The following is a 13,898-nucleotide window of genomic DNA, read 5'->3' as shown; positions in this document are numbered from 1 at the left end:
ACTCGTTTCAGAGAAGCGTTATTACACTCACGAGAGTCAACGAACCGTGAACGTCTCTCGTCTCGTCGGCGCGGGGTCGCTCAGCCTCACCGGGCTGGCCCTGTTCGCCATCGTCTCGAACAGCGTCGCCTCGGTCGCATCCGACCTCGCGGGGCTCGTCGCCGCGGGCTTCGGCCTCCTCATCGCGGTGCTCTTCGTCGCCGTCGGCCCCGTCGTCTACCGAAGCGACCTCAAAACCGTCCATGTCGCCCGCGTCGCCGGCTGGAATCTCCTCGGCGTCGTCGTCACCGTGTTCGTCCTCGCGCTCATCGGGAGCTACCAGCGGGCCGCGGGCGGGACGGTCAGCGAACCGCTTTTCAGCGCCGCCGTGGTCGTCGGCGTGAGCGCCGTCGCGCACGTCCTCATCGGCCTCAACGACGTGCGCCGGATTCGAACCCGCGAGCTGTCCGAACAGTACAGGCGGTCGGCGGTCATCAACCGACTCGTCCGCCACAACCTCCGGCACACCGCGCAGTTGCTCCTCGGCTGGGGCGACCAACTCGCCACCGACGGCGGCGACGACGAGACCGTCCGCATCGGCGAGCGCCTGAAAGCGACCGGCGACGACCTCGGCACGATGAGCGACCAGGTCAAGACCGTCACCCAACTCGTCGACAGCGAACCCGAAGGCGAGACGGTCGACCTCAGCGCGCTCCTCGAATCGCTCGTCGACGACCGCTCGGCGGCCACCCCGGAGGCGACCATCACCGTCAGCGGCGACGGCCCCGCGACAGTCGTCGGCGGGAAGAAGCTGAAAATCGCCTTCCGCGAGGTCGTCGAGAACGCGCTCGAACACGCCGGCCCGACTCCGACGGTCGAACTCGCGTACGAGCGCGTCGGAAGCGAGGTCGTCGTGCGCGTGACCGACGACGGACCGGGCATCCCCGACCACCAGCGCGAACTCATCGAGCAGAACGTCGAAGAGAGCGACCTCGCCCACGGCAACGGGCTGGGCCTCTGGCTCTCGAAGTGGATCGTGGAGGCCTACGGCGGCGAACTCCGACTCCCGCCGACCGAAGAGGGCGAGGGTGCGGTCGTCGAGTTCCACCTCGACGCGGCCTGAGTCCACAGCCTCAGAGGCGGGGAGATAGTGATTTTCGCGCGGTTTCGCCGATTGAACCGGGCGCTCGGAGACGGACACCCAATCAGGAGCGCGTTTCTGGGATAGGAGCCGAGCGGTTATACCCACCGAGCGGAATTATCCAATAATGCGCGAGGTCGTGTTTACCATCGAGTACGAGCGAGGGGTCGACCCACTGATGGACGTCTTCATCGAGTCTCCCGATTTGTACGCGCGGTCGATGCAGGTGCAAGCGACCAGCGAGGCGGTATGGGGCATCGAGAAGCTCATCGGCACACCGTCCGTCCTCGACGAGTACGACGAGCGCCTCGAACGGGTCGCCCAAGAGTCGAGTTTGGTCGGGATGTGCGGCGCACCGGTCACCGAGTACAGGTGCGAGATGCTCTCGTCGAACCCGGAATCGCGGAAAATCTACTCGCTCCAGCGGGAAGGTGACGGCCCGCGGTCACTGCCGATCGCCGCCGCGAACCACCTCGGTGAGGGAGTGATAATGCGGTCGGAACGCCACGGCGACCAGTTCCGCTGGCACCTCCTCGTCGACGGCTCGCTCGGAACCTTACACGACGACGTTCGAGCGAATCTCCGCGACGGACTTTCGCTGACGGTCGAACGACTCGGCGAACCCCCCTGTCTGCTCGAAGATGGACGGACACAGCACGACCTTACGACAGCGCAAAAGACAGCACTGGAAGCCGCGCTCACTCGCGGCTACTACGAAGAACCTCGGAAGGCCTCGGTTAGCGAGATCGCCGAGGAGATCGACGTGCCGAGCTCCACGCTCCAGTACCGACTCAACCGAGCCGAGGCGTGGCTTGCCGAACAGTTCGCCGCCGACTCGATGACCGTCGATATCGACACGTCCCTCGACCTCGGGGACGTTGAGTTCATCGAGTAGTTGCCACCACGCCCGAGTCGAGGGAGTTGGAATATTTCAGAACAAATCGTAACCGGTCAACTCCCCAAGCGAGGTACGTATGACAAACGACTCCGAGATTCGCGTACGACTCGTGCGAAACGCGACGGTGATTGCGACGGTCGATGACACCACGTTCCTCGTTGACCCCATGTTCACGCCGCAGGGCGAGATGCCGACGGTGACGGACAATCCGGCGGTGCCCGAGTTCCTCACGACGGCGAACCAGAAGCGAAATCCGTTGGTGCCGCTCCCGGACGTCGAACTCGACTACGACGCCGTGGTCGTCACGCATCGCCACCCCGACCACTGGGACGAGGCAGCCAGAGAGAAACTCGATGCGGACGTGCCGCTGTTCTGCCAACTCGAGGACGCAGACGCGTTCAGCGACGAGGGCTTCACCGACGTGCGACCCGTCGAGGACGAGACGTCGTTCGACGGGGTGACGATCTACCGGACGCCGGGACAGCACGGCCACGGCGAACTCGCCGAGGGGATGGGCCCTGTCTCCGGGTTCGTCTTTGAGGGCGAGAAGTCGCTGTACATCGCCGGGGACACCATCTGGTACGACCCAGTAGCGGAAACGCTCGACCGGTTCGAACCTGAGATGGTCGTCCTCAACGGTGGGGAAGCACAGTTCGACCAGGGTGAACCAATCACGATGGGCGTCGAAGACATCGCGGCCGTCCGGGAGGCCACGGATGCGACCGTGGCAGTTGTCCATATGGAAGCCATCAACCACTGTCTGCTCTCCCGTGAGGAACTGCGAGCGGAGACCGAGAACGTCCTCGTCCCCGAAGACGGTGAGCAGGTATCTCTGTAACGGCAGTTCCACGGGGCGACTCCGGTACGAACGGTAGGTAGGCACTGTGCGTAGCAACTCTTTCGGTCAGCTCTGACGGGGACGCCGACCCCCACACCATCCTCCGAAACTGCGTGAGTCGGCACGCCCGATTTCGTATCGTCACATGCAATTTATCACGGGCGACATTCGCCGACTCGCGGGCCTTTTACGCCTCGCCGACGGACGGACGTGCATGGTACGGAACGTCGCCGGCGTCATGGCCGAACTCGAGCCCGAGGACTTCTACCTCCTCTCGGGCGTCGAGCAGGGCATGCGCTTCAGCGAGTGGGTCAACCGGGAGAAGCTCCCGAAGAACTCGGGGCTGACCGCCGAAGAGGTCGACTACCGCATCGACCGCTGTATGACCCGCGAGCTCATCGAGCGCAAGACCATCCAGTACGAGGGGTACAAGCTCACGGTCGAGGGGTACGACGCGCTCGCCCTCCGGACGTTCGCCCAACGAGACACCATTCAGGGGTTCGGCGCGCCCCTCGGCGTCGGCAAGGAAAGCGACGTGTTCGAGGTGCAGTCGTTCAAGCCGCTCGCGCTCAAGTTCCACCGCGAGGGGTACACCAACTTCCGCGAGGTGCGCCGCGAGCGCGACTACACCTCCGAGAACCACCACGTCTCGTGGCTCTACACCGCCCGCAAGGCGGCCGAACGCGAGTACGAGGCGCTCGAAACCCTCTTTCCGCAGGTGTCGGTCCCGCGCCCCGTCGACCACAACCGCCACGCGATCATCATGGCGAAACTCGACGGCGTCGAACTCGCCAAGGCGAAGCTCGAATCCGAGCAGGTGACGGGCGTCCTCGACCTGATTCTCTCCGAGATGGCCGAGGCCTACGAGGCCGGCTACGTCCACGCCGACATGTCCGAGTACAACGTCGCGGTCGGCGAGCGCGGCATCACGGTCTTCGACTGGCCGCAGGCCGTCCCGACCGACCACGACAACGCCCGCGAACTCCTCGCGCGCGACGCGAAGAACATCGTCGGCTACTTCCGCCGCAAGTACCCCGCCGAGATGCCCGACGACGTGGATATCGACGCGCTGTCGGCCGCCATCGCCGAAAACGAGTTCGAGAGCGTCACCACCCACGCCTGACGGCCTTTCGCTCGGCGACTCCGCGTGTCACCCGTTGCGAGCGTCAGCTACCGCTCTCGCTCGCCGAGGGGCCGCTCGACGAGAGGATAAATCACATACCGCGATATGAAATCCCGAATCCGGCGTCTCAGTCCCGGAAGTCGTCCGGGACCGACCCGATGAGCAAGGAGTCTTCGACGAGCGCATCCGTTCCCCGCCTGATTCGCTCGGAGAGCGACTGGTGAGAGACGCCCATCTTGTCGGCCAGTTCGGAGAGCGAGATTCGCCGGGGCACTTCGAAGTAGCCCTCTCGGGCCGCCGTCACGAGCGCCTCGAACTGGCTTTCGGTGAGACCGTACCGTCCGGCCGGTTCGGCGTCCATCTCTCGAATCGACTCGATTTCGAATCGCAGTCCGTGTTCCTCCGCGAAGTCGTGCGTCCGCGCGAAGTCGTCGCGAGCCGGGTAGAGTACGCGGAACTGCCACTCGTCGCCCCAACCGTACGCGTCGAGAATCGTCGCGTGAGAGTTCGTTATCATCTGCAGGAGCAGGTGAACGTGGTCGACCCACGCCATCCGGTAGAGATATTCGTCGTCGAACTCCGAGAGACAGGTGACTTCGTCGACCGACGGGTCTTCTCGCAGGGCGTCGTCGATGTCCGAGCGGTCGGCGTGACGAATCCACACCAAAGGCATCACGGTTTGTTCGCCGCTCTCGATGATACGCTCGCACTCGATTTCGACGCCCGGAAGCGCGGAGAGCGTGTGACCTAACGCGAATTCTTCGGACGGAATCGCGCCCCGTACGATAGTTGCCATGGCGGTGGATAGGCGAGCGTGGTACATTTGTCTGCGGGCGGCCCGGGGCACACGCAGGCCCGCCGGTTACACTGCTTCGGATGCTCGTTCAGAACGTGATTGGACGCCAACTGCTGGATTCGAAGTGGACGAGAACGCTGAGCGTGTTGACCTCGGCCGTCGCGGGGTTCAGGGCGCTGGCGAAGGGCCGAACCAAACAGGGAGTGCTGTTTCTGGCTGCCGGAGCGCTCTCGCTCCGGTGGAGTAGCGCCGGATTCGCGGCGCAACTCGCCGCCGAAGCGTTGAACCGTCGCTAACTCGGGGGTCGGCGTCGGCGAATCAGGCCCCCGCGACGGACCGAACCTTGCCAATGCAGGGGCCGACCTCATTGTGTGCGGGTGGCAATCACGAACGCGATGAGACACACAGTTCACGCCGATGAGACCGGGGACGCTCGCGCTCCGAAGCCGCCGAAACCCGTCGCACACGTGCGGGAGGTGAAACGCGGGGGCACGCGGCCCACCGCCGGACGATGACGCTCTCGGCGCTCGGAGTCGCCGCGCTCACGCCGCTGCAGGGCGGCGGCGGGTTCCTCTACTACGCCGTCGTGTTCCTCGTCTTGGCCCTCGTCGCCGGGCTCGCCGGCTTCCGTGGAATCGCGGGGCTCTCGATGAAAGTCGCGCGCATCCTCGTCGTCATCTTCCTCGTGCTGGCCGTCGTCACGTTCCTCCTATGACATCCTCCCCGGCGCGAACGCCGGGGTTTCCTCTCGCTGGGGGTATCGCTTACCAACCCACGGAGGCAACTTGCGGGTTCGTGCGCTCCTCGTTGGAACAAGAGCGTGGTGACTCTGACCAGTCGTGGTCGTTCCACTTGAGGCACACGGGCCGTGCCATCGGCCGTGCTACGTCGGTCTGCCGTTGACGAGACACACCGTGTCTCGTTCGCCAATCAGAACGTTCTGAGTTCTGATGACGTCTCAGGAACGTTTCGGACGCTGTGAGGTCTGCGTGGCCCTCGAAACCGCACGGGCACGTCAGCGTGTCGCGGTGGCGTGTCGTCCGATCTGTTGAACGCAGTTCGGACACTCTTGAGAGGTCCATGCTTCCGAACGAACCTCCACCGAGATACCATACTCCTCGGCGGTACAGGCGAGGCGGTTGATGAACGCGCGGAACGCCCAGACGTTGTGCGTCTTGGCGTTCGTCTCCACCGACCAGTGCGTATCGAGTACGTCCGTCAACGCCCCGACGTACACCGTCGAAACGCCTTCGCCGTGCAACCTTTCGATGAGGTCACGGACAAGTTGCTCCACGCGGCGAAGGATTTGGATACCCCGGACTGAGCATTGTCGGCGGTTGTGTCCCTGTTGTCGGATTCACGCCCGCCGTGAACGGCGGGACTCTCTCCTCGATTCAGGTAGGGGACGCTGAACGCTTTTTCGCGGCGACGCGCCACCGTCAGCCTCGCTCGTCACCCGTCGTCTCGTCACCCGCCGCCTCGTCGCCGGGGTACCAGTCGGCGTCGGCATCGACCCGGTTCGCCAGCACCGCGTTGACGACGACGCCGACGAGCAGGGCCAGCGAGCCGACGTACAGCCACGTCAGGATGAGCAAGACCCCGCCCGCGGCACCGTAGAGTTCGATGCTCTGAGAGACGCCGAAGTAGAGGCGGAGCGCCTGGAGCGACGCCGTCCACCCGAGCGCCGCGAGCGCCGCCCCCGGGACCGGTTCCAGTGGAGAGACGTCGACGCCCGGAAACAGCGCGTACATCGGAACGAAAAGCACGGTGAGCAGCGCCCACAGGAGAACCGGCGCGACGACCGACCACAGCAGTTGTGTCACGCGGAAGGAGACGACGAGACCGGCGGCGGCGATGACGCCGACGCCGACCGCGACCGTCGCCATGACGAGGACGCTGTTGAGGAATCGCCTGAGCGCCGAGACCTCTTTCCGCGTGCCGTACACCTCGCTGAAGACGCTGTCCATCCCGCGAAACAGCCGGAGCGAACTCCAGAGAAAGATACCGAGGGCGAGCGCCGCGGCGCGTACTCGCCCGGCCGAGTTCCCGCTCACCGCTCTGAGCGTCGGTTCGAACTGCGAGAGGTCGACGCCGACGAGCAGTTCGAACGTGGGGAGCAAGGCTTCGACGCGGCCGTACGTCGTGACGAGGACGAAAAGCAGGAGCGTCAGCGGGACGAGCGAGTTGAACGCGTAGTACGCGAGACTCGCGGCCGTCACCGTGACGTTCTTCTCGCGGATGACGGCGAGCGTCCGCGCGGCGAGGCGGCGGGCTCCGTCGCGGTCCATGAGCGTCCAACGCGAGGCCCACGTAATAATTCGGTGGCGGGTCCGCGAACGTACCACGCGGGCGGCGATGCGGGCGGTCTCGAAGGAACAGGAACGGGGTCAGGCAGGCTACTCGGTCGCGGTGAACTCGACCGCGTCGGCCTCGAAGTCCTCGACGAACGCGCCCTGTCCGCCGATGCTGTAGGTCCCCTCGTCCGTCTCGACGACGAAGGCGTTCTCGACCGGGAAGGAGTTGTTCGCGGGTTCGAGGAGCCCCTGCCGGATGTCGACCACGCGGCCGTGGAGTTCGGTCGGGCCGTCGGTGTGGACCATCCGCCCGGTGACGGTCACGTCGAGGTCGATGCCCGCGCGCTCGCAGAGCGCCGCCTGCAGGACGGCGTGGCGGAAGTTGTGGTACGTCGCCGGGAGCGGGTCGGGGTCTGTCGTGTACGCCTCGGCGGCCATCGGCCAGTAGTTCCCGAAGAAGGAGCCGACGATGACCGGGCCGAGGTGCGGTTGGGCGAAGACGATGGCCTGCGACTCGGAGTTCGACCGGGCGACCATCTCGCCGGGGGAGATGAGCCCCGTTCGCGAGTCGACGGTGAGCATCGTGGGCATGAGTTCGTGCCAGACGCGCACCAGCGAGGCCACGCCGTCGAGCGCGAGGTCGTCGTGCGGTTCGACGCCGCTGACGACGAGCGAGACGAGCACGCCGCGCTCGCGGGCCGCCCGAAGCTCGTCTTCGACCTCGTCGAGCACGTCGTAGGGAAGCGACAGCGTGATTTCGGACTCGGCGCGGCCGACGAGTTCGGCGATGCGCTTGAGCACCGTCACGCGGGACTTGATGACCTCGAAGCGCTCTTGGTCGCGGGCGGTGGCCGTGTAGCGTTCCTCCAGCGCGGGGCGCATGGACTCGACGCTCTCGGAGAGCGACTCGATGACCTCCATCGGCGGGAGGGGCCGAATCGTCGTCGGCACGACGTGGTCGTTGACCTCCACGAACCCGCGCGATTCCAGTTCCTTGCTCACGCTGTAGACGTAGCGCTTGGAGACGCCCGCCGCGTCGGCAATCTGGCTCGCCTTCGCCTCCCCGAGTTCGAGCAGCGTCAGGTACGTGTCGACGACCTTCTCTGAGAGCCCGAACTGCTCGAGGAGGTCGGCGAGTTCCCGGTCGTCCATGGTCGGACTGTCATCGACCATGATACTTAATGGCTCGAATCGCCGGCGGCTCGGAGCACGGCCGCGTCGGCGACGGTGACGCGAGCGCGCCCGTCGCCCCCGGCCGCGCCGCCAGCGTCGACTCGCTCGCCCGTCAGGAGGTCGGTCCCCTCGACTTCCGCGCCGAGTTCGACGGTCGTCGGCTCCCCGTCGAAGTTCAGGACGACGACGAGCCGGTCGGTGCCGTCGTCGCGGGCGAACGCGACCACGCGGTCGGACTCGACGCCGCCGTTTCCGGCGGGAGCGACGCTGGCGGGGACGGGTTCGACGTCGCCGACGCGGAGGACTTCGTGGGCGTCGCGGAGACGGGAGAGCCGCCGGTGGAACTCCACGAGGTCGGTGTCGGCGTCGTACCAGCGCATCGTCCCGCGCTGGGCTTCGACGCCGGTCTCTTGGCCGTAGTAAATCATCGGCGCGCCGGGGAGCGTGAACGTCGCGGCCGCGGCCGCCCGGAGCGCGTCCTCACCGACTTCGCTCCGGTAGCGCTCCTCGTCGTGGTTCTCGATGTACCGGAGTTGCACGGCGTCGTCGGGGAAGCCGTGCCAGCGGGCGTCTGCGACCGCGTCGAGGACGGCCGTCGCCGGTTTCTCGCCCGCGCCGACGTCGCGGAGCGACCCGTACAGCGTCGTGTCGTAGTGGGCGTCGAACTCGGTCTCGTGGTACGCGGGGTCCCGCGGGATGGTCTCGTCGAGGAGCAGGAAGTCGGGGTCGTCGGCCTTCACCCGCTCGCGGACCTCCTTCCAGAAGCCGTGGGGGACGCCCCACGCGACGTCGCAGCGGAAGCCGTCGACGACCGCCGCCCACTCGGAGACCACGTCGAGCATCCACGACCGGACCGCGGGCGAGTCGTAGTTGAGGTTCGGGATGCGCGTCCAGTTGAAGTAGTGTTCCGCCGCGCCGGGGCCGCCCCAGTCGACCTCGGAGGGGTCCTCGCGCTCGGGGACGCGGGCGTAGTGGTCCTCGTAGCCGGGGACGCCGGTCGAGTGGAACTGGAAGGCCGGGTGGTCCCGCGACGTGTGGTTGATGACGAGGTCGAAGACGACGCGGATGCCGGCGTCGTGACAGCGGTCGACGAGCGCCTCGAAGTCGCCGCGCGTGCCGAGGTCCGAGGCGGTCTCGAAGTAGTCGGTGACGTGGTAGCCGTGGGTCGTGTGGCTCTCCAGTATCGGCGTGAGCCACAGGCAGTCGACGCCGAGCGATTCGAGGTAGGGAACCCGCCGGGCGAGTTCGTCGAACGTCGGGTCGGGCGTCTCGCCGACGAACGACCGGACGAACACCTCGTAGACGGTCGCGTGATGCGCCCACTCGGGCGCGTCGCCGGGACGCGAGACGGCGAGGCCGGCGAGGCCGGAACCGGTTTCGTCACCCGCACCTCCGGACTCCACGACCAGCGTGTCGAGAACCGAGTGCCGGACGGACGACTCGCCCGACTCGGTCGTCGTCTGGACCGCGACGGCGTGGACGCGGACCGGCTCCGACGAGTCGAACTCGCGGAGCGTTTCGACCGGGACGCGCAGGCTGTCGCCATCGACCTCGCAGTCGCCCGGTTCGAGCGCGTCGCGGCCGTCGAACAGGAACTCGACCGAGAGAGTCGCCTCCTCGGCGTCGGGCGCGGATTCCGCGTCCGCGACGACGACCAGTTCGTCGCAGTCTCCCTGTTCGGCCCGCGCGTCGAGTCGAACCCGCGGGCGGCCCGGTCCGGGAACCTCGACTTCGCCGCGGACCTGCTCCGCGAGGTCGTCGTGCGGGGCGAACCCGAACGGGTGCGTGCCCGGCGGGAGATCCACGTCGAGGGCGTAGTCGTCGCCGACGCGGCGCGGGCGGTCGCGGCCGACGAGGCGGTCGTTGAACGGCCCGATGACGGACACCTCGTCGGGCGACGCGGGTTCGAGGTCGGCCGCGGGGACCGCCATCGTCGCCGGGCGGCGGTCGTCGGGGAAGGCGCGAACGGTCTGTTCGTGGCGGCCGTCGGGCGCGTCGAGTTCGAGACGGTACGTGCCGGGAACGTCGGGGGCGAGGTGGGCGACCGGCCCGGAGCCGACCGCGACGGCGCTCTCTTCGGGCGCGTCGAGCACGCGCCAGCGGTACGTTGCGTCTCGTTCCGGGGCTCTCGGGGCGAGTTCGACGGGGCGGCCGACCGTCGTGACTCGCGGCGGACCGGGGTGATGCATACCACCTCTCCGGGGAGGGGGGCCCTTACCGTTTCGAAACGGCATGAAAGTTTGAAGGAACATTACACCAAGATTATTATCTGCGGGGGTCCCACGACTCAGCAATGCAACTACGCGACGCGCTGGCCGACTACAAGCGGCACGCAGACCACCCGACTCGGTTCCCGGGCGAGCGACGGACGACGAGCGGCCTGTTTTCGGGCCTCGGAAGCCGGTTAGTCCACGTCGAGACCGACGGCTCGCTCCGCGACTTCGGCTACCCGTTGTCCGGGCTCTGGGGGGTCGAGCGCTCCCGGTTCGGCGTCCGCCCCGTCGGCGACGAATCCGGCGTCCACTGGTTCGACGAGGGCGCGAGCCAGTCGTACGCGGGCGACGGCGCGCTCGTCGTCACCGAACACGAGACGCCCCACGGCGGCGTGACGCAGTACGACCTCGCGGTCGGCGACGGCCACGTCAGCCGGTTCGAGACCGACGCCGACGTGGAACTCGTCGCCTTCGTCCACTTCCAGCCGGACGGCCGCGACACGCTCGTCGGGCAACTGACCCACGGCGACGCCGTCGAGGCCTACCACGCCGAGGAACACGACTTCCTCGCGTCGTCGCCGGCGTTCGAACACGTCGAGGGGCGCGTGCCCGAGGGCTTCGACGAACTGCTCTCGGAGGGCGAGGTCGAACTGCCGCGCCCCCGCACCGACGACTGCTACGAGGAGGGCCAACTGAGCGGCGCGGTCGTCGGGACCGTCCCGTTCGAGGCGGGCGCGGCCGCCGTCGGCCACCTGCTCACCGACGACACCGAGACGAGCCGGGAGGACGCGCTGGACCGCGTTCGCGACCTCGTCGCCCGCGACCTCGACGACCTCCGCGAGCGCACCGCGGGACAGGTCGAAGGCGCGGTTCCCGACCACCGCGAATCGGCCGCGATGCGCGCTGACATCCGCGTGCTCTCGCTTCTGTCCGGGGCGCTCGGCCTCCGCATCGCCGGCCCCGACTTCGACCCCTACTACGCCTACTCCGGCGGCTACGGCTACACGTGGTTCCGTGACGACGCCGAAATCTCGACGTTCCTCTTCGAGTCCGACGAGCGGCTCGATCTCGGCCTCGACGCGTGGCACGAGCGGAGCGCCCGCGCCTACTGCCGAACCCAGCGCGAGGACGGCTCGTGGCCCCACCGCGTCTGGCCCTTCGACGGCTCGCTCGCGCCCGGCTGGGCGAACGCCCGCCTCGAATCCGGCGACGACGCGGACTATCAGGCCGACCAGACCGGGAGCGTCATCGCCTTCCTCGCGGCCTACCACGACCGCTGTGCCGACGACGACCTCCGCGCCGACATCGAAGAGACGCTGGCGAGCGCGCTCGACAGCCTCGACGACACCCTCGGCGACGACGGCCTCCCCGTCGACTGCCAGAACGCGTGGGAGAACATGACCGGCCGGTTCAGCCACACCGCGGCGACGTTCCTCGAGGCCTACGCCGAACTCGCGCTGTCTGACCTCGACTCGGCGCTGACCGACCGGGCCGCAGAGCGCGCCCGCGAGGTGTACGAGGGCATCGACCACCTCTGGAGCGAGGGCCGCGGCTGTTACGCCCTCCGCGTCGCCGACGGCGAACTCGACGACCGCTACGACTCCGCCGCGCTCGCGCTCGCGTCGGCCCACCGGACCTACGACCGACTCGACGGCGTCGACGACGACCGGCTGGACCGGCTCGTCCGCCACGTCGAGTCCGTCTTCGACGGCCTCTGGCACGACCCCGACGACAGCGACGTGAAGGGACTCGTCCGCTTCGAGGGCGACGACTGGCGGATGCGCGAGCAGTCCTCCGAGAAGATTTGGACCGTCTCGACCGCGTGGGGCGCGAACGCCGGCGTCGAGCTCGCCGCCCTGCTGGCCGAACACGGCGACGACCGGGCCGGGGAGTTCGCCGACGAGGGCCGGGCGCTCCTTGACCTCGTCCTCCCCGACGGCCCGCTGTGCACCGACGAGGGCTACCTCGCGGAGCAGTTCTTCGACGACGGCACGCCCGACAGCGCGACGCCGCTCGGCTGGCCGCACGCGCTCCGGCTGGCGACGCTGGCGACGCTCGACGCCGACGACGCCTTCGACGGGGAGTGAGTCGGCGGCGACGCGGCTGTCGAACAGCGAGGGACCGCCGCGAGAAAACAGCGAACTACTTCTTCACGCCTGCTGCGTCGGGGCCGCGCGCCGCTTGGACTCGCGGTAGAGGAGCGACTCGCCGGTCCGCGGGTGGAAGACGTGGAGGTCCGACTCGTCGAAGGTGACGCCGACCGTCTCGCCCGTCTCGGGTTCGACGTCCGAGTCGACGCGGGCGATGAAGTCGGGGCCGATGTCGAGGTGGAGGTAGTTGTCCGAGCCGATGGGCTCGACGACGCCGACCGTCGAGTCGACGACGTTCTCGCCGGACGAGGCCGTCACCACGTCCTCCGGGCGGACGCCGACTCGGAGGTCGGTCGCGTCGGTGGCCTCGCGGAGCGTCGCCGAGAACGATTCGGACAGGCGGTAGGAGAACGCCCCGTCGCCGACGAGGACGAGACGGTCGCCCTCGCGTTCGACCGACACGTCGAGGAAGTTCATCGAGGGCGAGCCGACGAAGCCGCCGACGAACTCGTTGGCGGGGTTCTCGTACACGTCCTTCGGGCGGCCGACCTGCTGGAGTTTCCCGTCGTTGAGGATGACGATTTTGTCGCCCATCGTCATCGCCTCCTCCTGGTCGTGGGTGACGTACAGCGAGGTGATGCCGAGCTCGTTCTGGAGGCGCTGAATCTCGGTCCGCATCGTGGTGCGGAGCTTCGCGTCGAGGTTCGAAAGCGGCTCGTCGAACAGGAACACGTCGGGTTCGCGGACGATGGCGCGGCCGAGCGCGACGCGCTGTTTCTGCCCGCCGGAAAGCTCGTCGGGCTTGTCGTCGAGGAGGTCCTCGATGCCCATCATCGACGCCGTCTCGCGGACGCGCTCGCGGCGCTCGTCCTTCGAGAGGTCGGTGCTCATCCGCAGGCCGAACGCCATGTTCTGCATGACGGTCTTGTGCGGGTACAGCGCGTAGTTCTGGAACACCATCGCCACGTCGCGCTTGCGGGCGTGCTGGTCCGTGACGTCCTCGTCGCCGATTCGAATCGTGCCGCCGGAGGGCGATTCCAGCCCCGCGACCATGCGGAGCGTCGTCGACTTCCCGCAACCCGAGGGGCCGACGACGGTGATGAACTCGCCGTCCTCGACGTCGAGCGAGAGGTCCTCGACGGCGACGACGCGACCCCGGTCGTACTCCTTGCGAAGCGCTTCGAGCGTGAGACGTGCCATTACTCCCTGTCTAGCCCCATCGTCCATAATCGTTTTCCTATTTTCTGAATTTGTGATGCAATAGTTCGTATTATATTTTATCGCTTGTTTTCGGCTTACTGAAAGCCTCTACACCACATATCGCGAATCGAACCCGACCATCGGAGTGGCAAT

Annotated in this window: 12 protein-coding genes and 1 pseudogene; 7 read left to right on the top strand and 6 right to left on the bottom strand. The window is 67.3% G+C overall.

Features of this window, described 5'->3' with window-relative positions; genetic code table 11:
- Positions 1–46: 46 nt before the first annotated feature.
- The 4 genes from ABY42_RS02645 (at position 47) to ABY42_RS02630 (ending at position 3,979) form a co-directional block, all read left to right on the top strand.
- Positions 47–1,102, top strand: coding sequence for a sensor histidine kinase (locus ABY42_RS02645; RefSeq protein ID WP_050458653.1), 1,056 nt, complete (start codon positions 47–49; stop codon positions 1,100–1,102).
- Between the two features lie 145 nt (positions 1,103–1,247).
- Positions 1,248–2,015: a helix-turn-helix domain-containing protein gene (locus ABY42_RS02640; RefSeq protein ID WP_050458652.1), complete on the top strand. Its 768-nt coding sequence runs from the start codon at positions 1,248–1,250 to the stop codon at positions 2,013–2,015.
- 79 nt (positions 2,016–2,094) lie between these two features.
- Positions 2,095–2,856, top strand: a complete 762-nt coding sequence (locus ABY42_RS02635) for an MBL fold metallo-hydrolase (protein WP_050458651.1) — start codon at positions 2,095–2,097, stop codon at positions 2,854–2,856.
- Positions 2,857–3,070: 214 nt separating this feature from the next.
- Entirely contained in the window at positions 3,071–3,979 is a 909-nt protein-coding gene (locus tag ABY42_RS02630; protein ID WP_004973221.1) for a serine/threonine-protein kinase RIO2, read from the top strand.
- A 127-nt stretch (positions 3,980–4,106) separates the two neighbouring features.
- On the opposite strand, the gene ABY42_RS02625 is transcribed toward ABY42_RS02630, so the two are convergent.
- Positions 4,107–4,775 (bottom strand): helix-turn-helix domain-containing protein, encoded by a 669-nt coding sequence (locus ABY42_RS02625; protein ID WP_050458650.1) that lies wholly within the window; start codon positions 4,773–4,775, stop codon positions 4,107–4,109.
- A gap of 95 nt (positions 4,776–4,870) precedes the next feature.
- On the opposite strand from ABY42_RS02625, the gene ABY42_RS02620 reads away from it, so the two are divergent.
- Positions 4,871–5,071, top strand: a complete 201-nt coding sequence (locus ABY42_RS02620) for a hypothetical protein (RefSeq protein ID WP_147299476.1) — start codon at positions 4,871–4,873, stop codon at positions 5,069–5,071.
- A 215-nt stretch (positions 5,072–5,286) separates the two neighbouring features.
- Positions 5,287–5,490, top strand: a complete 204-nt coding sequence (locus ABY42_RS02615) for a DUF1328 domain-containing protein (protein ID WP_004973225.1) — start codon at positions 5,287–5,289, stop codon at positions 5,488–5,490.
- A gap of 49 nt (positions 5,491–5,539) precedes the next feature.
- Here the strand turns inward: ABY42_RS02615 and ABY42_RS02610 are convergent.
- The 4 genes and pseudogenes from ABY42_RS02610 to ABY42_RS02595 form a co-directional block, all read right to left on the bottom strand.
- Positions 5,540–6,066 (bottom strand): annotated as a pseudogene (locus tag ABY42_RS02610) (zinc ribbon domain-containing protein); the annotation flags it as partial.
- A 148-nt stretch (positions 6,067–6,214) separates the two neighbouring features.
- The gene (locus ABY42_RS02605; RefSeq protein ID WP_050458649.1) at positions 6,215–7,063 is read right to left on the bottom strand and encodes a YihY/virulence factor BrkB family protein; all 849 of its coding nucleotides are present in this window, start codon (positions 7,061–7,063) and stop codon (positions 6,215–6,217) included.
- 108 nt (positions 7,064–7,171) lie between these two features.
- Complete coding sequence (locus ABY42_RS02600; protein WP_193492945.1) at positions 7,172–8,242, bottom strand: TrmB family transcriptional regulator; 1,071 nt, start codon at positions 8,240–8,242, stop codon at positions 7,172–7,174.
- Positions 8,243–8,247: 5 nt separating this feature from the next.
- The gene (locus ABY42_RS02595) at positions 8,248–10,431 is read right to left on the bottom strand and encodes an alpha-amylase family glycosyl hydrolase (protein WP_050458647.1); all 2,184 of its coding nucleotides are present in this window, start codon (positions 10,429–10,431) and stop codon (positions 8,248–8,250) included.
- A gap of 104 nt (positions 10,432–10,535) precedes the next feature.
- Here ABY42_RS02595 and ABY42_RS02590 point away from each other — a divergent pair, with 104 nt between their 5' ends.
- Entirely contained in the window at positions 10,536–12,542 is a 2,007-nt protein-coding gene (locus ABY42_RS02590) for a glycoside hydrolase family 15 protein (protein WP_004973240.1), read from the top strand.
- A 63-nt stretch (positions 12,543–12,605) separates the two neighbouring features.
- On the opposite strand, the gene ABY42_RS02585 is transcribed toward ABY42_RS02590, so the two are convergent.
- Positions 12,606–13,745, bottom strand: coding sequence for an ABC transporter ATP-binding protein (locus ABY42_RS02585; protein ID WP_050458646.1), 1,140 nt, complete (start codon positions 13,743–13,745; stop codon positions 12,606–12,608).
- Positions 13,746–13,898 lie beyond the last annotated feature (153 nt).

Source organism: Haloferax gibbonsii (assembly GCF_001190965.1).
Taxonomy (GTDB): Archaea; Halobacteriota; Halobacteria; order Halobacteriales; family Haloferacaceae; genus Haloferax; species Haloferax gibbonsii.
The sequence above is the reverse complement of the archived record's forward strand: the minus strand, read 5'-3'. Positions and strand labels throughout refer to the sequence as shown.

Coding starts and splice junctions, on each gene's coding strand:
- ABY42_RS02625 (WP_050458650.1), bottom strand. CDS start 4,775: ATGGCAACTATCGTACGGGGCGCGATTCCGTCCGAAGAATTCGCGTTA.
- ABY42_RS02595 (WP_050458647.1), bottom strand. CDS start 10,431: ATGCATCACCCCGGTCCGCCGCGAGTCACGACGGTCGGCCGCCCCGTC.
- ABY42_RS02585 (WP_050458646.1), bottom strand. CDS start 13,745: ATGGCACGTCTCACGCTCGAAGCGCTTCGCAAGGAGTACGACCGGGGT.
- ABY42_RS02605 (WP_050458649.1), bottom strand. CDS start 7,063: ATGGACCGCGACGGAGCCCGCCGCCTCGCCGCGCGGACGCTCGCCGTC.
- ABY42_RS02590 (WP_004973240.1), top strand. CDS start 10,536: ATGCAACTACGCGACGCGCTGGCCGACTACAAGCGGCACGCAGACCAC.
- ABY42_RS02630 (WP_004973221.1), top strand. CDS start 3,071: ATGGTACGGAACGTCGCCGGCGTCATGGCCGAACTCGAGCCCGAGGAC.
- ABY42_RS02615 (WP_004973225.1), top strand. CDS start 5,287: ATGACGCTCTCGGCGCTCGGAGTCGCCGCGCTCACGCCGCTGCAGGGC.
- ABY42_RS02600 (WP_193492945.1), bottom strand. CDS start 8,242: ATGGTCGATGACAGTCCGACCATGGACGACCGGGAACTCGCCGACCTC.
- ABY42_RS02640 (WP_050458652.1), top strand. CDS start 1,248: ATGCGCGAGGTCGTGTTTACCATCGAGTACGAGCGAGGGGTCGACCCA.
- ABY42_RS02635 (WP_050458651.1), top strand. CDS start 2,095: ATGACAAACGACTCCGAGATTCGCGTACGACTCGTGCGAAACGCGACG.